23 protein-coding genes and 1 other RNA gene are annotated in these 22,101 nt (G+C 66.9%); 17 read left to right on the forward strand and 7 right to left on the reverse strand.

From position 1 onward, the window contains the following. Window positions 1-180 precede the first annotated feature (180 nt). The 7 genes from KBI52_RS27975 to tkt all read right to left on the reverse strand — a co-directional run bounded on the left by KBI52_RS27975 (window position 181) and on the right by tkt (window position 8,264). The gene (locus KBI52_RS27975) at window positions 181-975 is read right to left on the reverse strand and encodes an inositol monophosphatase family protein (protein ID WP_173948034.1); all 795 of its coding nucleotides are present in this window, start codon (window positions 973-975) and stop codon (window positions 181-183) included. Window positions 976-1,104: 129 nt separating this feature from the next. Further along, window positions 1,105-2,004, reverse strand: a complete 900-nt coding sequence (locus KBI52_RS27980) for a tetratricopeptide repeat protein (RefSeq protein WP_173948033.1) — start codon at window positions 2,002-2,004, stop codon at window positions 1,105-1,107. Then, window positions 2,004-2,654 carry a thiamine phosphate synthase gene (locus KBI52_RS27985; protein WP_210812412.1) on the reverse strand — a complete coding sequence of 217 codons (651 nt, stop codon included), beginning with the start codon at window positions 2,652-2,654 and terminating at the stop codon, window positions 2,004-2,006. Before KBI52_RS27985 ends, KBI52_RS27980 begins: the two co-directional genes overlap by 1 nt. Before the next feature lie 107 nt (window positions 2,655-2,761). Beyond that, a complete protein-coding gene (gene fba, locus KBI52_RS27990; protein ID WP_210812413.1) occupies window positions 2,762-3,850 on the reverse strand; it encodes a class II fructose-bisphosphate aldolase in 1,089 nt (362 codons plus the stop codon). A 222-nt stretch (window positions 3,851-4,072) separates the two neighbouring features. Next, window positions 4,073-5,263, reverse strand: coding sequence for a phosphoglycerate kinase (gene pgk / locus KBI52_RS27995; RefSeq protein ID WP_173948030.1), 1,191 nt, complete (start codon window positions 5,261-5,263; stop codon window positions 4,073-4,075). A 13-nt stretch (window positions 5,264-5,276) separates the two neighbouring features. Continuing rightward, complete coding sequence (gap, locus tag KBI52_RS28000; RefSeq protein ID WP_173948029.1) at window positions 5,277-6,284, reverse strand: type I glyceraldehyde-3-phosphate dehydrogenase; 1,008 nt, start codon at window positions 6,282-6,284, stop codon at window positions 5,277-5,279. Window positions 6,285-6,329: 45 nt separating this feature from the next. Then, on the reverse strand, window positions 6,330-8,264 hold the full coding sequence (tkt, locus tag KBI52_RS28005; RefSeq protein WP_247654702.1) for a transketolase: 1,935 nt from the start codon (window positions 8,262-8,264) through the stop codon (window positions 6,330-6,332). A gap of 421 nt (window positions 8,265-8,685) precedes the next feature. Here tkt and KBI52_RS28010 point away from each other — a divergent pair, with 421 nt between their 5' ends. From KBI52_RS28010 to tolB, 17 genes are all read left to right on the forward strand, one after another. After that, on the forward strand, window positions 8,686-8,979 hold the full coding sequence (locus tag KBI52_RS28010; protein WP_173948027.1) for a DUF4164 domain-containing protein: 294 nt from the start codon (window positions 8,686-8,688) through the stop codon (window positions 8,977-8,979). A gap of 3 nt (window positions 8,980-8,982) precedes the next feature. Next, the gene (gene zapA / locus KBI52_RS28015) at window positions 8,983-9,351 is read left to right on the forward strand and encodes a cell division protein ZapA (RefSeq protein WP_173948026.1); all 369 of its coding nucleotides are present in this window, start codon (window positions 8,983-8,985) and stop codon (window positions 9,349-9,351) included. 14 nt (window positions 9,352-9,365) lie between these two features. Further along, window positions 9,366-10,082 (forward strand): GNAT family N-acetyltransferase, encoded by a 717-nt coding sequence (locus KBI52_RS28020; RefSeq protein ID WP_210812415.1) that lies wholly within the window; start codon window positions 9,366-9,368, stop codon window positions 10,080-10,082. 151 nt (window positions 10,083-10,233) lie between these two features. Then, window positions 10,234-10,391, forward strand: a non-coding RNA gene (ssrS, locus tag KBI52_RS28025) — 6S RNA. A gap of 4 nt (window positions 10,392-10,395) precedes the next feature. Next, window positions 10,396-10,977 carry a 5-formyltetrahydrofolate cyclo-ligase gene (locus KBI52_RS28030; protein ID WP_173948024.1) on the forward strand — a complete coding sequence of 194 codons (582 nt, stop codon included), beginning with the start codon at window positions 10,396-10,398 and terminating at the stop codon, window positions 10,975-10,977. A gap of 13 nt (window positions 10,978-10,990) precedes the next feature. Then, window positions 10,991-11,812 carry a TIGR00282 family metallophosphoesterase gene (locus KBI52_RS28035; RefSeq protein ID WP_210812416.1) on the forward strand — a complete coding sequence of 274 codons (822 nt, stop codon included), beginning with the start codon at window positions 10,991-10,993 and terminating at the stop codon, window positions 11,810-11,812. Between the two features lie 195 nt (window positions 11,813-12,007). Then, entirely contained in the window at window positions 12,008-12,700 is a 693-nt protein-coding gene (locus KBI52_RS28040) for an exopolysaccharide biosynthesis protein (RefSeq protein ID WP_173948022.1), read from the forward strand. A gap of 181 nt (window positions 12,701-12,881) precedes the next feature. Further along, on the forward strand, window positions 12,882-14,171 hold the full coding sequence (locus KBI52_RS28045; RefSeq protein WP_210812428.1) for an HD-GYP domain-containing protein: 1,290 nt from the start codon (window positions 12,882-12,884) through the stop codon (window positions 14,169-14,171). A gap of 147 nt (window positions 14,172-14,318) precedes the next feature. Beyond that, window positions 14,319-15,065 carry a YebC/PmpR family DNA-binding transcriptional regulator gene (locus tag KBI52_RS28050; protein WP_173948021.1) on the forward strand — a complete coding sequence of 249 codons (747 nt, stop codon included), beginning with the start codon at window positions 14,319-14,321 and terminating at the stop codon, window positions 15,063-15,065. Between the two features lie 108 nt (window positions 15,066-15,173). Then, complete coding sequence (ruvC, locus tag KBI52_RS28055; protein WP_173948020.1) at window positions 15,174-15,677, forward strand: crossover junction endodeoxyribonuclease RuvC; 504 nt, start codon at window positions 15,174-15,176, stop codon at window positions 15,675-15,677. A gap of 171 nt (window positions 15,678-15,848) precedes the next feature. Continuing rightward, window positions 15,849-16,466, forward strand: coding sequence for a Holliday junction branch migration protein RuvA (gene ruvA, locus KBI52_RS28060; protein ID WP_173948019.1), 618 nt, complete (start codon window positions 15,849-15,851; stop codon window positions 16,464-16,466). 97 nt (window positions 16,467-16,563) lie between these two features. After that, window positions 16,564-17,610 carry a Holliday junction branch migration DNA helicase RuvB gene (gene ruvB, locus KBI52_RS28065; protein ID WP_173948018.1) on the forward strand — a complete coding sequence of 349 codons (1,047 nt, stop codon included), beginning with the start codon at window positions 16,564-16,566 and terminating at the stop codon, window positions 17,608-17,610. Beyond that, window positions 17,603-18,049, forward strand: coding sequence for a tol-pal system-associated acyl-CoA thioesterase (ybgC, locus tag KBI52_RS28070; protein WP_210812417.1), 447 nt, complete (start codon window positions 17,603-17,605; stop codon window positions 18,047-18,049). The genes ruvB and ybgC overlap by 8 nt, the downstream gene beginning before the upstream one ends. A gap of 299 nt (window positions 18,050-18,348) precedes the next feature. Then, on the forward strand, window positions 18,349-19,089 hold the full coding sequence (gene tolQ / locus KBI52_RS28075) for a protein TolQ (protein ID WP_173948016.1): 741 nt from the start codon (window positions 18,349-18,351) through the stop codon (window positions 19,087-19,089). A 12-nt stretch (window positions 19,090-19,101) separates the two neighbouring features. After that, entirely contained in the window at window positions 19,102-19,548 is a 447-nt protein-coding gene (locus KBI52_RS28080; protein WP_173948015.1) for a biopolymer transporter ExbD, read from the forward strand. A 28-nt stretch (window positions 19,549-19,576) separates the two neighbouring features. Then, window positions 19,577-20,704: a cell envelope integrity protein TolA gene (gene tolA, locus KBI52_RS28085; RefSeq protein WP_371823222.1), complete on the forward strand. Its 1,128-nt coding sequence runs from the start codon at window positions 19,577-19,579 to the stop codon at window positions 20,702-20,704. 27 nt (window positions 20,705-20,731) lie between these two features. After that, a complete protein-coding gene (gene tolB / locus KBI52_RS28090) occupies window positions 20,732-22,066 on the forward strand; it encodes a Tol-Pal system beta propeller repeat protein TolB (RefSeq protein ID WP_173948014.1) in 1,335 nt (444 codons plus the stop codon). The last annotated feature ends 35 nt before the right edge of the window (window positions 22,067-22,101 follow it).

A 22,101-nucleotide genomic window follows, 5' to 3' on the forward strand; every position in this document is an offset into this window, starting at 1 on the left:
TGGAATCCACTTTCGGGATCGATCCGATGCTCCTCGCCCTGAAGCGGCGCATCGTTCCCTGCGGAAAACCGGGGCCACTCTTCCGCACGATGCGCTAATGTGACCGCGCCCGTCCGAAGGATCAAGCGCGACCATGGTCCCCCTTGGCCGGCACGAACAGAAATATCGTCGGCGGAAAGACTAGCCTTTGGCTTTTTTCAGCAGCTTGAGCAGGTCGCGATGCATGACCTCGTTGCCGCACGCGATCGAGCCCTTGGCCATCGGGTCGCTGCCGCCGTCCGCGTCGGACACGAAGCCGCCCGCCTCGCGGACCATCAGGATGCCGGCCGCCATGTCCCAGGAGTTCAGGCCCCGTTCCCAATAGGCGTCGAAGCGCCCGCAGGCCACATAGGCGAGGTCGAGGGAGGCGGCGCCCCAGCGGCGCATGCCGCCCACATAGCCCATCACGGCGGCGGTCTCGCGCAGGAAGAGGCCATGATCGCCCCGGCCGATATGGGGCAGGCCGCAGGCCACGACGGCATCGGCGAGGTCGCCGCGGGCCGCCACGCGGATGCGGCGGTTGTTGAGATAGGCGCCCTTGCCGCGCTCGGCGATGAAGAATTCGTCCTTGGCCGGATCGTAGATCACGCCGGCGACGATCTGTCCGTCGCGCTCAAGCCCGACCGAGATCGCGAATTGCGGCAGGCCGTGCAGGAAGTTCGTGGTGCCGTCGAGCGGGTCGATATGCCAGCGATGGCTCGTGTCGGTGCCCTCGACCACGCCTTCCTCCTCCATGATGAAGCCGTAGCCGGGGCGCGCCTTCTCGAGCGCCTCGCGGAGGATCTTTTCCGCCTTGCGGTCGGCCGCCGAGACGAAATCGCCCGGGCCCTTGCGGGAGACCTGCAGGTTCTCGACCTCGCCGAAATCGCGCTTGAGCGAGCGCGAAGCCTTCATCACGGCATCGGTCATGACGGTCATGAGGGGCGAACGGATCATCGGGCAGGTCCTGGCAAAGAGCGAATATCAATAGAAGGTGTGGTCGATGGACCACGGGGCGAGTTGCGTCAAGCGGTGGTCAACCGGGCCGAGACGCAAATGATCCCGGGCCCAGGGCATTTCATGCACTCAGCGCATGCCGAGGCGCTCCGCAGCCAGCTTCTCGGCGCGTTTGCGGTCCTCGGCGCTCATGTCCTTGAGCGCGTCGTCGAGCCAGGGGTCGGCGAGTCCCTGGGCGGCTGCCAGAATATGCCAGGCCGCCGCATCGACCTTGTTGGCGGGCACGCCGCGACCGGCGACGAGGAGACGGGCCAGACGGTTCTGCGCGATGGCATTGCCCTTGGCGGCGGCGCGGCGGAAATAGCGCGCGGCCTGGGATTCGCTGGCCGGAACACCGTCCCCGTTGAAGAGCAGGATCGCGTATTCCACTTCGCCGACCGAGCTGCCGTTGCGGGCGGCACGCTCGAACAGCCGGGCCGCATCCGCGGGACTGCGAGCGACGCCCCGGCCCTTGAGGTAGAGCACGCCGAGCGCATGCTGCGCATCCGGGATCTCCGCGGCGGCTGCCCTCTTCAGGAGTTCGACGGCCTTCTGCAGGTCCGCGTCGTTGCCGCTGGTGAGCAGGAGCAGGGCGAGATTGTGGGAGGCCAGCGGGTTGCCCTTGGCGGCGGCCTCTTCGAGCCAGGCGCGGCCCTGCCCGGCGTTTTTGGCCATTCCGCGGCCGTCGAGGGCCATCAGCCCCAGGGACGCGAGCGCATTAGCGTCGCCGCGCTGCGCCGCCAGGCGGTACCATTCGGACGCCTTCTTGGGATCCATGGCGATCCCGAGGCCCTGATTGTAGAGCTCGCCCAAGAGGGTCATGGCAGCCGCATCGTTGTTGTTCTTCTCCAGCCGCAGGGTCGCTTCGCGGAAGGCCGTTTCGTAGAGGCCGCGCTGATAGGCCCCGTAGGCGAGATCAAGCTCCTTGGCAGGGCTCGCGGTCGCGGAAGCCGCCAGCAGAACGCCGCCGATGATCCAGGACAGCCGCATCAGCGCGAGGCCTCCTGCCGGTCCAGGATCTCCAGGGCCGCCTTCACGGCCGCCGCTGGCCCGTCAGGATGGGACCAGACGGCCTCGCCCAAGGCGACGAATTCCGCCTGCGTGGCCGCCAGGGGCTCGACCGCGTCGAGGCTTGGCGCATAGGCCACGCACGGCGTCTCGAAGATCTCGGCCCACCAGGAGGCCCGCTCCACCACGCTCTCCAGAGAGGGCACGGATCCGTCCGGACGCGGCTCGCCGAAGAGCAGGTAGTCGGCCCCGGCTTCGCCGAGGGTCATTGCGTCATCCTTGGTCCGGATCGATCCGGCTCCGATGACGCGCTCGGATTTCAGGCGGTCTCGCAATTCGCGCAGGCGGGCCGGATCGCCCGGAACATGCACGCCGTCGGCGCCGCCCCGGGCCGCAACGGTCGCAAGATCCGCCTCGCCTTCGGCTGAGACGATCGCGGCCGCGCCATGCTCCTGCGCTGCCGGGGCGAGCGCCTTGACCTGATTGATCAAGCTCCGCTCGTCGGCGGAGCCGAGCCGTAGCAGGACGGCCGCCACGGCTCCGGTGGCGCAGGCCTCGGCCAGGCGCGGCGCGAAGGAGGCGTCCTCCAGGACGGGGGTGATGAGGTAGAGGCGGGCGGCGGTATCGGCCATGGATCTTCGAGGTCACGAAAGAGGATAGACAGCATTCCCATAACGAAAACGGGGCCGTCTTGCGAGGCCCCGCTTGTCGGTGAGGATTGAGGCGAAAAGCGGAACGCTTATTCGGCCGCCTGGCGGCTCGTGCCGAAGGTCGGGTCGAGTTCGCCGGAGGCGTAGCGCTTGGCCATCTCGGCCAGGGTGAACACGCGCTTGATCTTGGAGGCCTGGCCGGCGGTGTTGAACTCCTGCAGACGCTGCTTGCAGAGCTTCGTCATCGCCTCCATGGCGGGCTTCAGATACTTGCGCGGGTCGAACTCGCCCGGGTTCTCGGTCAGGACCTTGCGGATCTGGCCGGTCATCGCCATGCGGTTGTCCGTGTCGATGTTGATCTTGCGCACGCCGTGCTTGATGCCGCGCTGGATCTCCTCCACGGGAACGCCCCAGGTCGGCTTCATCTGGCCGCCGTACTGGTTGATGATGTCCTGGAGGTCCTGCGGGACCGAGGACGAGCCGTGCATCACCAGGTGGGTGTTCGGGAGCTTCTTGTGGATCTCCTCGATCACGTGCATGGCGAGGATCGCGCCGTCCGGCTTGCGGGTGAACTTGTAGGCGCCGTGCGAGGTGCCCATGGCGATGGCGAGCGCGTCGACCTTGGTCTCGGCCACGAACTTCACGGCTTCGTCGGGATTGGTCAGCAGCTGGTCGTGCGAGAGCTTGCCCTCGGCGCCGTGACCGTCCTCGGCCTCGCCTTCGCCGCTCTCGAGCGAGCCGAGCACGCCGAGCTCGCCTTCCACCGAAATACCGCCGAGATGGGCCATCTCGACCACCTTCCGGGTGACGCCGACATTGTAGTCCCAATCGGCCGGAGTCTTGCCGTCGGCCTTGAGGGAGCCGTCCATCATCACCGAGGTGAAGCCGGCCTGGATGGCGGTCATGCAGGTGGCGGGCTCGTTGCCGTGGTCGAGATGCACGCAGACCGAAATGTGCGGATAGATCTCGGTGACCGCATCCATCATGTGCTTGAGCATGACGTCGTTGGCGTAGGAACGCGCACCGCGGCTCGCCTGGATGATCACCGGCGCATCGACTTCGCCGGCAGCCGCCATGATCGCGAGCGCCTGCTCCATGTTGTTGATGTTGAAGGCAGGCACGCCGTAGCCTTGCTCGGCTGCGTGATCCAGAAGCTGCCTCATGGTAATGCGGGCCATTTAGTCCTCCGTCTTGGTTTTGGTTTTAAACAGCGCAGAAGCTGAACCTCAGCTTAAGCCATCTAGAGCATCGGCCCTAAAAGTGGATCCCGCTTTTGAGGCCCAGCCGATACTTGTTCTAACCTGGTGCATCGGTGAGCGCGGAGGACCGGGTCCCCTATCCCGCGCGATGCGGCGCGCTTTCGCTTGGCACAGTGGGGAGCCACTCTGCCAAGCCTGGTCTCAGGCTCTCAGCGCTTCCACGCCGGGCAGCGATTTGCCCTCGAGCCATTCGAGGAAGGCGCCGCCTGCCGTCGATACATAGGTGAAGTCGTCCGCAACGCCGGCGTGGTTGAGGGCCGCCACCGTGTCGCCGCCGCCCGCCACGGAGACGAGCTTGCCGTCCTTCGTCCGCTGGGCCGCATGGCGGGCGGCCGCCACCGTGCCCTGGTCGAAGGGCGCGATCTCGAAGGCGCCGAGCGGGCCGTTCCACACCAGCGTGGCCGCGTCGTTGATCGCCGCCGAGACGCGCTCGACCGACTGCGAGCCCACGTCGAGGATCATCTGGTCCTCGGGGATCGCGTCGATGCCGTAGGTGTGATTCATCGCGCCGGCCTTGAATTCATAGGCGCAGACGCCGTCGACGGGCAGGATGATGGCGCAATTGGCCTCACGGGCCTTGTCGATGATCCGCAGGGCGGTCGCGGCCAGATCCTTCTCGGCGAGCGACTTGCCGATGCCGAGGCCCATGGCGTGCACGAAGGTGTTGGCCATGCCGCCGCCGATCACCAGAGCATCCACCTTGGCGACGAGGTTCTCGAGCAGATCGATCTTGGTCGATACCTTGGCGCCGCCCACGATGGCGACGACCGGGCGTTTGGGAGCTTCCAGGCCCTTGGTCAGGGCATCGAGTTCCGCCTGCATGGTGCGGCCCGCATAGGCCGGCAGCACGCGGGCGAGACCCTCGGTGGAAGCGTGGGCGCGATGGGCCGCCGAGAACGCGTCGTTCACGTAGAGGTCGCCGAGTTTCGCCAGATCCTGCACGAAGGCCGGATCGTTCTTCTCCTCGCCCGCATGGAAGCGGGTGTTTTCCAGGAGCAGCACGTCGCCGTCCCTCAGGGCGGCGACGGCCTTGCCCGCGGCCGCGCCGATGCAGTCGTCGGCGAAGGCCACGGGCTTTCCGAGATGCGTCGAGACCGCTTCCGCGACCGGCTTCAGGGATTCCTTGGGATCGCGTCCCTTCGGGCGTCCGAAATGGGCGAGAAGGATCACCTTTCCCCCCTTGTCGGCGATCTCCCGGATGGTGGGCAGGACGCGCTCGATGCGCGTCGCGTCCGTCACCCGGCCGTTCTCCATCGGGACGTTGAGATCGACCCGGACGAGAACGCGTTTTCCCTTGACGTCGGCCTGGTCGAGCGTGCGGAAGGCGGTCATGAAGCGGCCTCCCTTAGATGAGCTTCGCCATGGCGACGGCGGTGTCCGCCATGCGGTTCGAGAAGCCCCACTCGTTGTCGTACCAAGACAGCACGCGCACGAAGTTGCCCTCCATCACCTTGGTCTGGTCGAGGTGGAACACGGAGGAATGCGGATCGTGGTTGAAGTCGGACGAGACGTTCGGCTGGTCCGTGTAGCCGAGGATGCCCTTCAGCGGGCCGTCGGCGGCAGCCTTGATCGCCGCGTTGATCTCCTCCTTCGTGGTGTTCTTCTTGGCCACGAACTTGAAGTCGACCACGGAGACGTTCGGGGTCGGTACGCGGATCGACGAACCGTCGAGCTTGCCGTTCAGGTCGGGCAGCACGAGGCCCACCGCCTTGGCGGCGCCGGTCGAGGTCGGGATCATGTTCAGGGCCGCCGCGCGGGCGCGGTAGAGATCCTTGTGCATCTGATCGAGGGTCGGCTGATCGTTGGTGTAGGAGTGGATCGTCGTCATGAAGCCCTTCTCGATGCCCACCGCCTCATGAAGCACCTTCGCCACGGGGGCGAGGCAGTTCGTGGTGCAGGAGGCGTTCGAGATGACCACGTGGTCCTTCGTCAGCTTGTCGTCGTTGACCCCGTAGACGACCGTGAGGTCGGCACCGTCGGCCGGGGCCGAGACGATGACGCGCTTGGCGCCGGCGGTTAGGTGCGCCGAGGCCTTCTCCTTCGAGGTGAAGATGCCGGTGCACTCCATGGCGATGTCGACGCCGAGCTCCCGGTGCGGCAGAGTCGCCGGATCCTTGATCGCCGTCACGCGGATCTTCTGGCCGTTGATGACGAGGAACTCGCCGTCGACCTGCACGTCGGCCGGGAAGCGGCCATGGACGGAATCGAAGCGGAGCAGGTGAGCGTTCGTCTCGACCGGCCCGAGATCGTTGATGGCAACCACCTCGATGTCCTTGCGGCCGCTCTCCACGATGCCGCGGAGGATGTTGCGTCCGATGCGACCGAATCCGTTGATCGCGACCTTCACCGTCATAGTCTTAGCTCCCTTGTGTAGCGAGGCCTCAGGTCTTCTCGAGCCTCAGAGATTGTGTGTCCGGAGGACCTTCTCGGCCACGGCTTCGGCCGTGATGCCGAAGTGCTTGTAAAGGTCCTTGTAGGGCGCGCTGGCGCCAAACCCATGCATGCCGACGAAAATTCCGTCCGGGCCGATGACCGAATCCCAGCCGAAGCGCACCGCCGCCTCGACCGCGACCTTGATCGGCGCGTCGCCGATGACGCGGGCGCGGACCTTCTCGGGCTGGGCCAGGAAGAGGTCGAGCGAGGGGACCGACACGACACGGACGGCGAAGCTTTGCTCGTCGAGAAGCTTTTGGGCCGCGAGCGCAATCTCGACCTCGGAGCCCGACGCGAAGATGGTCACGCGAGCCTTGCCGTTCGCCGGCGAGAGCTCGTAGGCGCCCGTGGCCGAGAGATTGGTCGCGCCGCCGTCCCGCCGGACCTGCGGCAGGTTCTGGCGGGTGAGCGCCAGGGTGCTCGGCCCGTCGGTGCGCTCGAGGGCGAGCTGCCAGGCTTCCGCCGTCTCGATGGCATCCGCCGGGCGGAACACGCGCATCTTCGGCATGGAGCGAAGGGCGGCCAGATGCTCCACGGGCTGGTGGGTGGGGCCGTCCTCGCCGAGGCCGATCGAGTCGTGGGTCATCACGTAGACCACCGGAATGCCGGCGAGCGCCGCGATGCGCATGGCGGGACGGGCATAATCGGTGAAGACCAGGAAGGTTGCGCCGGCCGGCACGTAGCCGCCATGGAGCGCGATGCCGTTCATGGCCGCTGCCATGCCGTGCTCGCGGATGCCGTAATGGATGTAGCGGCCAGCGTAGTTGCCCGGCGAGATGGCGGTCAGGTTCTTGGTCTTGGTGTTGTTGGACGGCGTCAGGTCGGCCGAGCCCAGGATCAGCTCCGGCACCGCCTCCGTAATGACCTCGAGGGCGATCTCGCTCGCCTTGCGGGTGGCGACGGCCTGCGGCTCGGCGACGAGCCGGTCCTTCAGCCGGGCGACGGCGTCGGCCAAGCCCTCGGGACGCACGCCCTTCACCCGGCGCTCGAACTCGGCGCGCTTCTCGGCGGGCAGGGCCTTCAGGCGATCGGTCCAGGCCTTGCGCTGCCGGCGGCCCTTCTTGCCGGCCTTCGCCCAGGCGTCGCGGATGTTGTCCGGAATCTCGAAGGGCGCGTGGCTCCAGCCGTAGGCGGCCTTGGCGCCGGCCAGTTCCTCGGCGCCGAGCGGCTCGCCATGGGCCTTGGAGGTGCCGGCCTTCTTCGGGGCTCCGTAGCCGATGGTGGTCCGGCAGGCGATCAGGGTCGGCTTGTCGGACTTCTGGGCCCGGGCGATGGTGCGTTGGAGAGCCTTGGGGTCGTGGCCGTCGACGCGCACCGCGTTCCAGTTGCAGGCTTGGAAACGCTTCACTTGGTCAACGGAATCGGAGAGCGACAGCGGTCCGTCGATCGAGATCTGGTTGTCGTCCCACAGGACAATCATGCGGTTGAGCTTCAGGTGGCCGGCGAGCGCGATGGCCTCCTGGCTGATCCCCTCCATCAGGTCACCGTCGGAGGCGAGCACATAGGTGTAGTGGTCGACCAGGTCGCTGCCGTATTCGGCGTTCAGCATGCGCTCGGCGAGCGCGAAGCCCACCGCCGTGGCAAGGCCCTGGCCAAGGGGGCCGGTGGTGGTCTCGACGCCCGGGGTCATGAAATTCTCAGGATGCCCGGGGGTCTTCGAGTCGAGCTTGCGGAAGTTCCTCAGCTCCTCGATGGTCATGCCCTTGACGCCCGTCAGGTGCAGGAGCGAGTAGAGCAGCATCGAGCCGTGGCCCGCGGAGAGAATGAACCGGTCGCGGTCGGGCCAGGTCGGATCGGCGGCGTCGTATTTCAGGAATTTGGTGAACAGCACCGTCGCCATGTCGGCCGCCCCCATGGGCAGGCCCGGATGGCCGGATTTGGCTTGTTCGACGGCGTCCATGGCGAGGACGCGCACGGCGTTCGCCAGATCGGAATGGGTGACGCGATCGACGGGGACGGTATCTTGCACGGCGAGATCCACAAATCTTGAGGGCCCCGCAACGGGGCGGTCTGTCCGGAAAAGGCCCGGGCTCCTTAACACGCGGCCAAGGCGAGTCAAAGGCTGGAACGGCGTAATCCCCTTGAGGACCTCCGGTCCCGGTGCCGGCGAAATCGGGTGCCCCGCCTCCTCACGAGGAGCATTGTGCCGAAAACCGGGTCCACTTTTGCCCGCGATGCGCTCGAGCATCGGACCAAAAAGTGGGTCCACTTTTGGGATCGATCCGATGCTCAATTCCTTAAGCGGCGCATCGTTCGGTGCGGAAAACCGAGTCCACTTTTCCGCACGATGCGCTAGTGTCGTGCGCGATTCAGGAGGCATGATGGCGCCCACACTCGAGGAAGCGATGAAGCGGCTGGACATGGCCTTGGGGCTTCTGGAGGCATCCGTCTCCCGTCGTCTGGAGGCCGACCGGCGGCGCGGCGGCCTGGAAACCGAGCTCCAGCTCATGCAGGACGACCGGGCCCGTCTGGCCGTCGAGCTCGACGGTGCGCTCACCAGGCTCCATCGTTTCGAGGCGGCGACGGACGATGTCGGCCGGCGGGTCCGCCAGGCCATCGGAGCCGTCCAGACGGTCCTGGCCCAGGCGGGTCAGCTCGAGCCCGAGGAGGGCTAGGCCATGCCTCAGGTGACGGTGACGATTGCCGGGCAGACCTACCGCATGGCCTGCGGCGAGGGCGAGGAGGGGCATCTCGAGGGCCTGGCGGCCTCCTACGATGCCCGGATCGAGGACATGCGGGTTGCCTTCGGCGAGATCGGCGACCTGCGCCTTCACGTGATGGCGGCCATCGCCCAGGCGGACGAGCTGCACGAGACCAAGCGGCGGGTCGCCGCCCTGGAGGCGGAGGTGGCGACGCTCAACAGCATCAATGCCTCGCGGGACGAGCGCCTCGAACGGATCGAGGCGAGGCTCGCCGAGGGCGTCCAGATGGCGGCCGAGCGGATCGAGGGGCTCGCGCGCAGCCTGAACGGGGCGGGGCAGGGCTGAGAGGCGGCCAGGACATGTCGTCCCCAACCGCCGATCCTCTCGCCAGACGCGTCGAGGAGGCCTGCCTGAACGGCTGGCCCGCCCTTCGGGAGGTGGTCTTCGACGGCTGGCTGATCCGGTTGGCCGAGGGACATACAAGGCGCACGAACTCGGTCAACCTGCTCGGCCCGGGGATTCTGCCGCTGGACCGGAAGGTCCGCTACTGCGAGGAAATCTACGCAGCCCAAGGGCTGCCGACGATCTTCTGCATGCCGTCCACGGTTGACCCCACCCTCGGCCGTCTCCTCGACGGGCGGGGCTACGACCCGCCCGAGGACGAGAGCTGCGTGCTGTTCATGGATTTCAAGGAGACGCCGCCCCGGCCTGCGACGGATGCGCTCCTGGAACAGGGGCTTCCGGGCGAGGCCTGGATGGCCGCTCTCGCGGAGCTTCACGGCCAGAGCGGTCCCGCACGCCGGACCCATCGGAGGATCCTCGAAAGCTTGTCGGTTCCGGCCGTCTTTGCGGCCGTGCCCCGGGATGACGGCCGCCCGGGGGCCCTTGCCTATGGCGCCGTCCATGACGGGATCGTCTGCGTGAACTCCGTCGTCACCCATCCCGCCCTCCGGCGCAGGGGTTTGGCGCGCCAAGCCGTCTCGGCGGTTCTCTCATGGGCGCAGGCGCGGCACGGGGCGACGGGCGCATGCCTGTCGGTCGTCGCCGCAAATGGTCCCGCACGGGCGCTCTATTAGGGCATGGGCTTCACGCGCGAAATGTACCGATACCATTATCGCCGGCGACAGGCCTGAGCGGAATTCCTCGGTCGGGTCGCCGACGAGAAAGATTGGGCGGCGCCCCACTTTTCCCCTTCCCCCGGACCATCCCGATCCCTACATAGGGAAGGCGGGGCTGCGGGGCGCGTTAGGAGTTCATATTCCCCGGGGCCTTATCGATCCTGAAGGGAGCTGTCCCTGACCCGGTCCGTGGACCGGGACATACGGCGCCCACCTACTTTGTAGGTTCCCGGGATCGCTTCTCCGACGGCTTTTCGTGGCTCCGCACCTTATGCAATCTCCTCCCCCCTCCGAACTGAAAGAACGCGTCCGCGGCGAGGTTTTCGCGCGGCGCGATGGCCTCGACAAACACGTCCGCCACGAGGCAGCGCGGGGCATCGCCGACCGCGCTCTCGCATTGCCGGAGTTGAAGGACGTGACTCCGGTCGGAGGCTATTGGCCGATCCGCAGCGAGGTCGATCCGCGCCCGCTCATGGAAGCGTTGCTCGCGCGCGGCCAGGACGTCGCCCTGTCCCAGATCCTCCACCCCCATCTGAGCTGGCGCCTGTGGCAGCCCGGCGACGTGCTGGTCAAAGGCGGCTTCGGCGTGCGCGAGCCCGGCCCGGATGCCCCGGAGGTGTTTCCCAAGGCTCTCCTCGTGCCCCTCGTCGCCTTCGACCGCCGGGGAGGGCGCATCGGCTACGGCAAGGGGCATTTCGACCGGGCCATCGCGGCGCTGGAGGGGCAGCATCCGGTCTTGACGATCGGGCTGGCCTATGCGGTTCAGGAGATCGACGAGGTGCCGGTCGAGCCCCATGACCGGCTCCTCGACGTTGTCATCACCGAAGCCGAACTCATTCGGACGGCCTCCTAGTCAAGGACCCATCATGCGTCTTCTCTTCCTCGGCGACATCGTCGGGCGGCCCGGCCGCAACGCGGTGATCGAGCGCCTGCCCGGCTTACGCGACCGGTGGCAGCTCGACTGCGTGGTGATCAACGGCGAGAACTCCGCCGGCGGATTCGGCATCACGGAGGTCATCTGCGACGAGATCTTAGGCGCAGGCGCCGATGCCATCACGCTCGGCAACCATTCCTGGGATCAGCGCGAGACGCTGGTGTTCATCGAGCGTCAGCCCCGGCTGCTTCGGCCGGCGAACTACCCGCCGGGCACGCCCGGGCGCGGCGCCAATCTCATCGACACCCGCTCGGGCGCCCGGGTCCTCGTCGTCAACGTGATGGGCCGCCTGTACATGGACGCGCTCGACGACCCCTTCGCGGCGGTGGACCGAGAGCTCGAAACCTGTCCGCTGGGGCAGGTGGCCGATGCGGTCATCGTCGACGTGCACGCGGAAGCGACGAGCGAGAAGGAGGCCATGGGGTATCATCTCGACGGCCGGGCGAGCCTCGTCGTCGGCACCCACACCCATGTGCCCACCGCCGATCACCGGGTCCTGCCGGGCGGCACCGCCTATATGTCGGATGCGGGCATGTGCGGCGATTACGATTCCGTCCTCGGCATGCAGAAGGAAGAGGCGATCCGCCGGTTCCTCCAGAAGACGCCCGGCACGCGCCTCGAACCGGGCCTGGGGGAGGGCACGCTTTCGGGCATCGCAGTCGAGACCGACGACCGCACGGGCCTCGCACGGCGGGTGGCGGCGGTTCGCCTCGGGCCGAACCTGGAGGAGACCTGGCCCCGGTTCTGGGATTGAGCAGCGCCCTCCGACGTTATGGCCGGGCCTGTCTTGGCCATTCCGATCCTGTGAGGCGCATCATTTTTTCAATCGGGATCACCGGCATACGGCCGGTGACGATGCGAGGATGCACGGAAGAGAAGCGCGCGACAGCGCACATTCCCTTGGCATGGAGCGTCGCCGTTCCCATCTCTCCCGTCACGGAGGGGACCTTTGGACGCGGATACGGAGACGACACGGCCGAAAAAGGGCCTCTACCACGAGGAGAGCGAGTTCCATCGCGCCCACGAGCACCAGAGCGCCTCTGCAGTCCTGCGGGCCGTCATCGACGAGGCCAAGGGCGAGACGATCTCGATCGGCGAGATCATCGAGGCCTTCGGGGAGCGCGCCTTCGGGTTCGTGTTGATCCTGTTCTCCCTGCCGAACTGCGTGCCGGCCCCGCCGGGCATCGCCGGCATCGTCGGCACGCCGGTCCTGATCTTCGGCATCCAGATGATGCTGGGCCATACCCGGCCCTGGCTGCCCGGCTTCATCCTGCGGCGCAGCGTGTCCACGGCGAAGTTCAAGCGCCTCATCGACATCGCCGAGCCCAGGCTCCGGAAGCTCGAGAGCTACTGCCGGCCGCGGCTCCTTCCGCTCTTCGGGCCCCTCGGGGACCGGGTCGTCGGGTTCTTCGCCTTCCTGGTTGCCGTCTCGGTGCTCATCCCGTTCCCGGGCACCAATTTCCCGCCCTCCATCGCGCTCGTGATCGCGTCCATCGCCATCATGGAGGAGGACGGCTATCTGCTGATCGTCGGGTACCTCATCGGCCTGGCGGGGCTCGCCTATACGGTCACGGTGCTGGGCGCCTCCTACCACCTCATTCTCGCGACCATGCACAACCTGCCGTCCTGGCTCGGATTTTAAGGGCGGGCGAAGAGGGGTCCGGGCACGATCTCTTAAGTGGCGGCCCGTAAACCTATCCCGATTGGATCTCCGGGGGCAGCAGGTGGGCGTACAATCAAGCGAATGGCGGAGCGATCTGACTGACGCTCCGCAGGCGGTCCGGCTATCGGAGGTCCTGGGAGCGCTCAGCCATGCTCTCGACATGACCGAAGGCCAGCCGGTGGGCCATTGCGTAAGGGTCTGCTGGATTGGCGTGCATGTGGGGCGCGAACTCGGACTGGGCGATGCGGCTCTCTGGGAACTCTATTACACGCTTCTCCTGAAGGATCTGGGCTGCAGCAGCAACGCGGCCCGGATCTGCCAGCTCTACCTGACGGATGACCTCACCTTCAAACGAGACTTCAAGTCCGTGGGCGACCGGCTCCCGCAGGTTCTGGGCTTCGTCCTGTCCCATGCCGGCCTGAAGGCCGGGCTGGCGCAGCGGTTCCGCACGGTGATCAACATCGTCCAGAACGGGGGCGAGATCGCTCGCGAACTGATCGAAACCCGCTGCCAGCGCGGCGCCGAGATCGCCCGGCAGCTGCGCTTCCCCGAAGGCGTTGCGCTGGGCATCCAGGCGCTCGACGAACATTGGAACGGGGGCGGCAAGCCGATGGGCACGGCGGGAGCCGACATCCCGGTCTATTCACGCATCGCCCTTCTGGCCCAAGTGGTGGACGTGTTTCATACCGGCGCCGGGGAGGCGGCGGCCCGGCGGGAGGCGCGGGAGCGGTCCGGCACGTGGTTCGACCCCTGGATCGTCGAGGCATTCGAGCGCGTGGCCGAACGCCGGACATTCTGGGAGACCCTGGGGTCGGACGCGGTCGAAAGCGCGGTCTTCGCCCTCGAACCCGCTCAGCGGATCGAACTCGCGGACGAGAATTATCTCGACGACATCGCGGCCGCCTTCGCGCGAGTCGTCGACTCGAAGAGCCCCTATACGAGCGGACACAGCGATCGTGTGGCCTTCTTCGCCGACATGATCGCGGAGGAGATGGGCCTCGACGAGGCGGGCAGACGTCGCCTCCGCAGAGCGGCCCTGCTCCACGATATCGGGAAACTCGGGGTCAGCAACGAGATCCTCGACAAGCCGGGCAAGCTGGACGACGCGGAGTTCGCCGCGGTGCGCCACCATGCCCTCTACAGCGAGACCATCCTGTCCCGGATCGGCGCTTTCCAGGACTTGGCCCGCATCGGCGGGGCCCACCACGAGCGGCTCGACGGCAAGGGCTACCCCAGGGGTCTGATGGGTGATGCGATCGGCCGCGAGACCCGGATCATCTCCGTGGCGGACGTGTTCGACGCCCTGACGGCCGACCGGCCGTACCGGCCTGCCATGCCGGTCTCGAAGGCCATGGGCATCATGACGGCGGATGTCGGAACGGCCTTCGATCCGGACTGCCTGGAGGCTCTCCGCCGAGGCCTCGAGCGGCTCGGGACCGGCCAGCCCTGACCGGCCGGGCCTGTTTCGACGCAAGTCGCAGAAGGGGGCTTTGCCTGAAGCCCTTCGCCGCCTTATAAGCCTGCCATCGTCAACTTTCACGGCCTGACGGGCGCTTGCGGGACAAGCCGCCCTCGGCCGGACTTTCCGGAGGCCCCCATGGCCGGGCATTCACAGTTCAAGAATATCATGCACCGCAAGGGCAAGGTGGACGCGGTGCGGTCCAAGGTGTTTTCCAAGCTCGCCCGCGAAATCACCGTGGCGGCCAAGATGGGCATGCCCGATCCGAACATGAACCCGCGCCTGCGGGCCGCGATCCTGGCCGCCCGCGCCGAGAACATGCCCAAGGACAACATCCAGCGGGCCATCAACAAGGCCTCCGGGGGCGATGCGGAGAACTACGACGAGATCCGCTACGAGGGCTATGGCCCCGGCGGCGCCGCCATCATCGTCGAGGCGATGACCGACAACCGCAACCGCACGGCCTCCGACATTCGCTCCTACTTCACCAAGAGCGGCGGCAACCTGGCCGAGACCGGCGCGGTTTCCTTCATGTTCGACCGGGTCGGCTACATCGAGTTCGGTCCCGACGTGGCCGATGCGGACGCCATGCTGGAGGCGGCGATCGATGCCGGCGCCGATGACGTGGTCTCGTCCGAGAACGGCCACGAGATCTATTGCGACCAGGGCACCCTCAACGAGGTGACGAAGGCCCTCGAGGACAAGTTCGGCGAGCCGAAGGCGTCCAAGCTCGTCTGGAAGCCCCAGACCCCGGTGGCCGTCGACGACGAGACCGGCGAGAAGCTCATGAAGCTCATGGAATCCCTCGAGGAGCACGACGACGTCCAGAGCGTCTACGGCAACTTCGAACTCTCCGACGCCCTGATGCAGAAGATGGCCGGGTGATTTTGGCTGTGCGTGGCGCCCGGGTTCACCCTGGGTATCCACGTCTTCTTAACCGTTGATGGCGTGGATGGCCTGAGCAAGTCCGACCCCGACGGTGGAGAACGAAAAGTGAGCGAACGCGTCCGCATCCTCGGCCTGGATCCCGGCCTGCGCAATACGGGCTGGGGCGTCATCACCGTCGAGGGGACGAAGCTCGCCTTCGTGGCCTGCGGGGTCGTGACGTCGGACGGCGATCTCGACCTCGCCCTGCGCCTCAAGCAGCTCCACGACCGTCTGACGGAGGTGATCCGGACCTGGACGCCCGACGAGGTCTCCGTCGAGGAGACCTTCGTCAACAAGGACGCCCAGGCGACCCTCAAGCTCGGCCAGGCCCGCGCCATGTCCCTGCTGGTCCCGGCCCTCCACGGCCTGCCGGTGGCGGAATACGGCGCCAACCAGGTCAAGAAGACCGTGGTCGGTGTGGGACACGCCGACAAGGATCAGGTCCAGGCCATGGTGAGGATCCTGCTGCCCAAGGCGGACTTCAAGAAGGCCGATGCGGCGGACGCGCTCGCGATCGCGATCGCCCACGCCCATCACCGGAAGGCCCGGGCCCTGGCGGCGAGCTACTGAGGTAGCCCGAACACATAACCCCGTCTCGGACGAAGCTTGAGTTGGCGACCGGGATCGCTGTAAGAACAAAGCGCGACCAAACCCTCCTCGAGAGAGGAAGGGGTTTTACTTGATAACCGTCACCGGCTCCGCTCCGCGGTCTTGAGGTGACGCTGTGGAGCAGAGACGAACGTGATCGGCAAACTCAAGGGCGTGGTGGATTCCTACGGCGAGGATTTCGTGATCCTCGACGTGCACGGGGTCGGCTACGTGGTCCATTGCTCCTCCCGGACCCTCCAGAACCTGCCCACCACCGGCGAGGCGGCTGTTCTGTCCATCGAGACCCATGTTCGCGAGGACATGATCCGGCTGTTCGGATTCCGGTCGGATTCGGAGCGGGAATGGTTCCGGCTGCTCCAATCGGTCCAGGGCGTGGGCTCCAAGGTGGCGCTCGGCATCCTGTCGGTGCTCGACCCCGGGGCTCTCGCGACCGCCATCGCGACCGGCGACAAGGCGTCCGTGGCCCGCGGTCCCGGCGTGGGACCCAAGCTCGCCCAGCGCATCGTGTCCGAGCTCAAGGACAAGGCACCGGCTTTCGCGGCCGTCGATCCGGCCCTCATCCGCCTGACCGGGGCGGTCGAGGACAAGAGCGCCCCAGCGCCTGTCTCTGATGCCATCTCGGCCCTGGTCAATCTCGGCTACCCTCAGGTTCAGGCTTCGGCCGCGGTCGCCGCCGCCATGAAGCAGGCGGGCGAGGAGGCCGAGGCGAAGACCCTGATCCGGCTTGGCCTGCGCGAGCTGGCGCGGTAGCCGGTTCATCATAAGGGAATGTTCCTGTTTTGATCCCACCTGGAATGGCGTATGAGAAGGTCATCGCCTATATGAAGTCTCTGGAAGGTAAGCCTCTTTGACCGATTCCCGCCGCCTGATCAGCCCCGAAAAGCGCGAGGACGACGTTGATGCGTCGATCCGGCCGCTCTCGCTCGACGATTTCACAGGCCAGAAGGCCGCGCGCGCCAATCTCCAGGTCTTCATCGATGCCGCCAAGGCCCGCGGCGACGCCCTCGACCACGTGCTCTTCGTCGGCCCTCCGGGCTTGGGAAAGACCACCCTGGCGCAGATCGTCGCCCGCGAGCTCGGGGTCAATTTCCGCTCGACCTCGGGTCCGGTGATCGCGAAAGCGGGCGATCTGGCGGCTCAGCTCACCAACCTGGAAGAGCGCGACGTGCTCTTCATCGACGAGATCCACCGCCTGAATCCGGCCGTTGAGGAAATTCTCTACCCGGCCATGGAGGATTACCAGCTCGACCTCATCATCGGCGAGGGGCCGGCCGCCCGCTCGGTGAAGATCGAGCTGCCGAAATTCACGCTGGTCGGCGCCACCACCCGGGCGGGTCTGCTCACCACCCCCCTGCGCGACCGCTTCGGCATCCCAATCCGGCTCGAGTTCTACACCGTCGACGAGCTGGAGTTGATCGTGCGCCGCGGCGCCCGGGTGCTCGGCCTCGGCATGAGCGAGGAGGGCGCGAACGAGATCGCCCGCCGCTCCCGCGGGACGCCCCGCATCGCCGGCCGTCTCCTGCGCCGCGTGCGCGACTTCGCCATCGTGGAGGGCGTCCAGACCGTGTCCCGCGATCTTGCCGACCGGTCCCTGCGCCTCCTCGACGTGGACCCGATCGGGCTCGACCTGATGGACCGCAAGTACCTGACGATGATCGCCAATTCCTTCGGCGGCGGCCCCGTCGGCATCGAGACCATCGCGGCGGCCCTGTCCGAGCCGCGCGACGCCATCGAGGACATCATCGAGCCGTACCTGATCCAAAAGGGCTTCGTGCAGCGCACGCCGCGCGGGCGCATCCTCACGCCCCACGCCTTCAAGCATCTCGACATCCCGGAGCCGACCCGCGAGACCGCGGCGCAGTTCGGGCTGTTCAACGGGGACGGAGATGAGTGAGGCAAGCCTCGGCGCCAGCCTTTCCGGCTTCATGCAGGACGGCGCTCACATCCTCCCTCTGCGCGTCTATTATGAGGACACGGATTTCTCGGCTCGCGTCTACCACGCGAGCTATCTACGCTTCATGGAGCGCGGCCGCACGGAGCTCCTGCGGGCCGTCGAGGTCGCGCAATCGGACCTGCATGCGGAGATGGGCGGGCTCGCCTTCGTGGTCCGCAAGATGACCATCGATTTCCTCGGCGGCGCCGTGATGGACGACGTGCTCACCGTCGTGACCCGCCCGAAGGAGATGCGCGGCGCCTCGATGACGCTCGCCCAGGAGGTCCGGCGCGGCGACGAGGTGCTGGTCAGGGCCGACGTCATGGTGGCGGCCGTGAGGGGAGGGCGGGCCGTGCGGATCCCGGACGAATTGCGGGCTGCCCTGACGGCGGGCGTCTAGGCCATGCCCCATGGTCAGGGCGCGCAGGGGGCCTGCCTCTTGCGCATGTCAGGGCGATTTTTTCATCAATTTCAGCATTTTCCGCTCCAAGGCGGTCCCTCTTAAACGAGACCTTAACCCTAACCTGTGCCTAACAGGTAACGGTCTCGGAGGATCTCGGGCCTTGTTACCATGTGCCCTTACTTTCGACAGATTCAGGGGCGAACGAACGGTAATACAAGAACAGATTTTCCTAGAACCTGTTGCGGGAAGCCCTGGGTCGTCTTCCAGGACTGCTCCAAGAGCGAGGACGAGAGATTATGAACCCGGCTGATGTGGCCCAGGCCGTCCCTGTGGCCCACGAACTGTCCTTCTTCGGCCTGTTCTGGCAGGCCCATTTCATCGTCAAGCTCGTGATGCTGGGCCTGCTGGCCGCCTCCGTCTGGTGCTGGGCCATCATCATCGACAAGACGCTCCTCTACGCCCGCTCCAAGCGCGCCATGGACCGATTCGAGGACGTGTTCTGGTCCGGCCAGTCGCTCGAGGAACTCTACCGCTCCCTCCAGAGCCGCCCGGCCACGGGCCTCGCGGCCGTGTTCGTCGCCGCCATGCGCGAGTGGAAGCGTTCGTTCGAGGGCTCGGGCCGCTCGTTCCAGAGCCTGCCCCAGCGCATCGACAAGGTTCTCGACGTGACCATCCAGCGCGAGGTGGAGCGGCTCAATTCCCGCCTGACGGTGCTGGCCTCCATCGGCTCGGCCGGCCCGTATATCGGCCTGTTCGGCACGGTGGTGGGCATCATGAACTCCTTCACGTCGATCGCCGCCTCAAAGAACACCAGCCTGGCGGTCGTGGCGCCGGGCATCGCGGAGGCGCTGTTCGCCACCGCCATCGGGTTGTTCGCGGCCATTCCGGCGGTGCTCGCCTACAACAAGCTCCAGTCGGAGGTCGGCAAGCTCCAGACCCGGCTTGAAGGCTTCGCCGACGAATTCTCGGCCATCCTGTCGCGCCAGATCGACGAGCGCATCGGCCATGCGGGTCACCACCCCGCCAACGCGGCGTAAGGGGGATCCGGCATGGCCATGACGGCAGGAGCGGCAGGGGGCGGCGGACGGCGGCGCAGGCGCGGCCGCACGCCCGGCGCGATCAACGAAATCAACATGACGCCGTTCATCGACGTCATGCTGGTGCTGCTCATCATCTTCATGGTGGCGGCTCCCATGATGACCGCCGGCGTGCCGCTCGACCTGCCGCAGACCAAGGCCGCGCCGCTGAATTCCGATGCGACGCCCGTGACACTCTCGATCAAGGCGACCGGCCAGGTGTTCCTGGGCGAAGCCGAACTGGTGGACGAGGCCATCGTGGGCAAGCTCGCGGAGGTGTCGAAGTCCGGCTTCGACGAGCGGATCTTCGTGCGCGGGGACAAGAAGGTGGATTACGGCCGTGTCGCCCAGGTGATGTCGATCGTCACCACGGCGGGCTACAAGCGCGTCGCCCTCGTGACCGAGGTCGACCAGCGCTGAGCGGAATGAGAGCAGGGGGCAGACACACGTGGCGTTGAAGCTGAAATTCAACACCTCCGAGCCGGGCCTGTGGGTCTCGGGCGTCGCGCACGCGTCGCTGTTGGCGGCCGCCCTGATCGGCCTGTCGGTCGGGACCGAATTTCCCCAGGCCGAGGAGGGGATCCCGGTCGAGATCATCACCGACAACCAGCTCTCCCAGATCACCAAGGGCGAGAAAACCGCCAAGGACATGCAGCCGAAGCCGTCCCGCGCCGAGCGTGTGGCCGACAAGGCCGAGCTGAAGGATCCCGGCGAGGACAAGCGCGATGCGCCCGCACCTCCGAAGCGTCCTGAAGAGATGAAGGTCGCCGACAAGGAAGAGCCGGTGGCCGCCAAGCCTCCGCCGCCCGCGCCGCCGACCCGCTCCCAGGAGGAGAAGGCCGCCGAGGCCAAGGCCGCAGAAGAGAAGAAGCTGCAGGAAAAGGCCGAAGCCGAGGCCATCGAGAAGGCCAAGGCGGCCGAGCAGGCGAAGGTCGAGGCGGAAGCCAAGGCCAAGGCGGAGGCCAAAGCGAAGGCGGAAGCCGACGCGGAGGCGAAGCGCGTCGCGGAGGCGAAGGCCAAGGCCAAGGCGGAAGCGGACGCCAAGGCGAAGGCCGAGGCCGAGAAGAAGCTCGCGGAGGCCAAGGCCAAGGAAGAGGCCGAGGCCAAGGCGCGCAAGGAGGCCCAGCTCGCCAAGAAGCTCGACATGGGCGACCTGAAGCAATTCCTCGACAGCAAGGAAAAGAACCAGTCCACCGGCGCGACCGGCGCGGAGGTCCAGAAGACCGCTTCCCTCGGCACCGCGACGGGATCGGCCGCGAAGCTGTCGCCGAGCCTGCGCGACGCGCTCATCGGGCTGCTGGTCTCGCAGATCGAGCGCTGCTACAGCGCGCCGATCTCCGCCTCGGGCGGGCAGGTCACGGCTCCCATTCTCGACATCCGTCTGAATCAGGACGGATCGCTCAGCACCGAGCCCCGCATTCTCCAGGCCGGGAGCAGTTCGACCGATCGCGCGGTCGCCGACGCGGCCGTCCGCGCCATCCGCAAGTGCCGCCAGTTCGAGATCCCGGCGAAGTTCGTTCCGTATTACGCGGACTGGAAGGTCCTGAACGTCCAGTTCGATCCTCCTCTCTCTTAAAGCCCATCACGCTTGAGACAGCATCCCATGATCACTCGCTTCCTTTCCCGTCTTCTCGTCGCGCTGGCCGTCGTCGTGCCGATGGCGGCGCTCGCGCCGGCCGCCCAGGCGCAGCTCTCCTTCCGCGTCGGACCGGGCGGGCAGTTCCAGCCCATGCCGATCGCCGTTGCCGATTTCTCCGGCGAGGGCGATCTCGGGCAGCGGGTGTCCGGCATCATCACCAGCAATCTGCAGCGCTCCGGCTATTTCGCGCCGCTCGACAAGTCGCGCTTCCCCGAGCGTCCCTCCTTCGACGCGGCGCCGCGCTTCGACGCCTGGAAGATGGCGGGCGCCCAGGCGCTCGTGACGGGCCGCGTCTCGCGCGATCCGTCGGGCCGCCTTCGCGCCGAGTTCCGCCTGTGGGACATTGAGTCCGGCCAGCAGCTCACCGGCCAGCAATACGTGACGGACGCCAATTTCTGGCGCCGCGTCGGCCACATCATCTCCGATGCGGTCTATTCCAAGGTGACGGGCTTCGGCGGCTTCTTCGACACGCGCATCGTGTTCGTCGACGAATCGGGCCCGAAGGAGAACCGGCGCAAGCGCCTGGCGATCATGGATCAGGACGGGGCCAACGTGCGCTACCTGACGCAAGGCGACACCTCGGTGGTGACGCCGCGCTACTCGCCGGCCACCCAGGACATCACCTATTCGGCCCAGGTCGAGGGCCAGCAGCCGCGCGTTCAGGTCATTAACCTGGAGACAGGCACCCGTCAGGTGCTGGGCAACTTCCCCGACATGGCCTCCTCGCCGCGCTTCGCGCCCGACGGGCAGCGCATCGTCATGAGCCTGCAGCAGGGCGGCAACGCCAACATCTTCATGATGGATCTGGGCTCGCGCAACACCACGCGCCTGACATCGACGGCCGCCATCGACACCTCGCCGTCCTTCTCGCCGGACGGCAGCCAGATCGTGTTCGAGAGCGACCGCGGCGGCAAGCAGCAGATCTACGCCATGAACGCGGACGGCTCGAATCAGCGCCGCATCTCCTTCGGCGACGGCGCCTATTCGCAGCCGGCCTGGTCGCCCCGCGGCGACTACATCGCCTTCACGAAGCAGCGCGCGGGCGGCTTCGCCATCGGCATCATGAAGCCGGACGGCTCGGGCGAGCGCATCCTTACGGAAGGCTTCCACAACGAGAGCCCGACCTGGGCGCCCAACGGCCAGTACATCCTGTTCTTCCGCGATCCGGGCGGACAGGCCGGCGGCAAGCTCTACATGGTCGACATCACCGGCCGCGTGGAACAGCCGGTGCCGACCCCGTCCTTCGCGTCCGACCCCACCTGGTCGCCGCTTCTGAGCGAGAGCCGGCAGAGCAACTGAATCGACGTCGAAAGGGCGCCTCTGGCGCCCTTTCC

The organism is Microvirga sp. HBU67558, assembly GCF_018069605.1.
Taxonomy (GTDB): domain Bacteria; phylum Pseudomonadota; class Alphaproteobacteria; order Rhizobiales; family Beijerinckiaceae; genus Microvirga; species Microvirga terrae.

What these genes read in the sequence shown, in the direction of transcription:
- KBI52_RS27975 (WP_173948034.1), bottom strand. Translation starts at nt 975, where the DNA reads ATGATCCGTTCGCCCCTCATGACCGTCATGACCGATGCCGTGATGAAG.
- KBI52_RS27980 (WP_173948033.1), bottom strand. Translation starts at nt 2,004, where the DNA reads ATGCGGCTGTCCTGGATCATCGGCGGCGTTCTGCTGGCGGCTTCCGCG.
- KBI52_RS27985 (WP_210812412.1), bottom strand. Translation starts at nt 2,654, where the DNA reads ATGGCCGATACCGCCGCCCGCCTCTACCTCATCACCCCCGTCCTGGAG.
- fba (WP_210812413.1), bottom strand. Translation starts at nt 3,850, where the DNA reads ATGGCCCGCATTACCATGAGGCAGCTTCTGGATCACGCAGCCGAGCAA.
- pgk (WP_173948030.1), bottom strand. Translation starts at nt 5,263, where the DNA reads ATGACCGCCTTCCGCACGCTCGACCAGGCCGACGTCAAGGGAAAACGC.
- gap (WP_173948029.1), bottom strand. Translation starts at nt 6,284, where the DNA reads ATGACGGTGAAGGTCGCGATCAACGGATTCGGTCGCATCGGACGCAAC.
- tkt (WP_247654702.1), bottom strand. Translation starts at nt 8,264, where the DNA reads ATGGACGCCGTCGAACAAGCCAAATCCGGCCATCCGGGCCTGCCCATG.
- KBI52_RS28010 (WP_173948027.1), top strand. Translation starts at nt 8,686, where the DNA reads ATGGCGCCCACACTCGAGGAAGCGATGAAGCGGCTGGACATGGCCTTG.
- zapA (WP_173948026.1), top strand. Translation starts at nt 8,983, where the DNA reads ATGCCTCAGGTGACGGTGACGATTGCCGGGCAGACCTACCGCATGGCC.
- KBI52_RS28020 (WP_210812415.1), top strand. Translation starts at nt 9,366, where the DNA reads ATGTCGTCCCCAACCGCCGATCCTCTCGCCAGACGCGTCGAGGAGGCC.
- KBI52_RS28030 (WP_173948024.1), top strand. Translation starts at nt 10,396, where the DNA reads ATGCAATCTCCTCCCCCCTCCGAACTGAAAGAACGCGTCCGCGGCGAG.
- KBI52_RS28035 (WP_210812416.1), top strand. Translation starts at nt 10,991, where the DNA reads ATGCGTCTTCTCTTCCTCGGCGACATCGTCGGGCGGCCCGGCCGCAAC.
- KBI52_RS28045 (WP_210812428.1), top strand. Translation starts at nt 12,882, where the DNA reads ATGACCGAAGGCCAGCCGGTGGGCCATTGCGTAAGGGTCTGCTGGATT.
- KBI52_RS28050 (WP_173948021.1), top strand. Translation starts at nt 14,319, where the DNA reads ATGGCCGGGCATTCACAGTTCAAGAATATCATGCACCGCAAGGGCAAG.
- ybgC (WP_210812417.1), top strand. Translation starts at nt 17,603, where the DNA reads ATGAGTGAGGCAAGCCTCGGCGCCAGCCTTTCCGGCTTCATGCAGGAC.
- tolQ (WP_173948016.1), top strand. Translation starts at nt 18,349, where the DNA reads ATGAACCCGGCTGATGTGGCCCAGGCCGTCCCTGTGGCCCACGAACTG.
- KBI52_RS28080 (WP_173948015.1), top strand. Translation starts at nt 19,102, where the DNA reads ATGGCCATGACGGCAGGAGCGGCAGGGGGCGGCGGACGGCGGCGCAGG.
- tolB (WP_173948014.1), top strand. Translation starts at nt 20,732, where the DNA reads ATGATCACTCGCTTCCTTTCCCGTCTTCTCGTCGCGCTGGCCGTCGTC.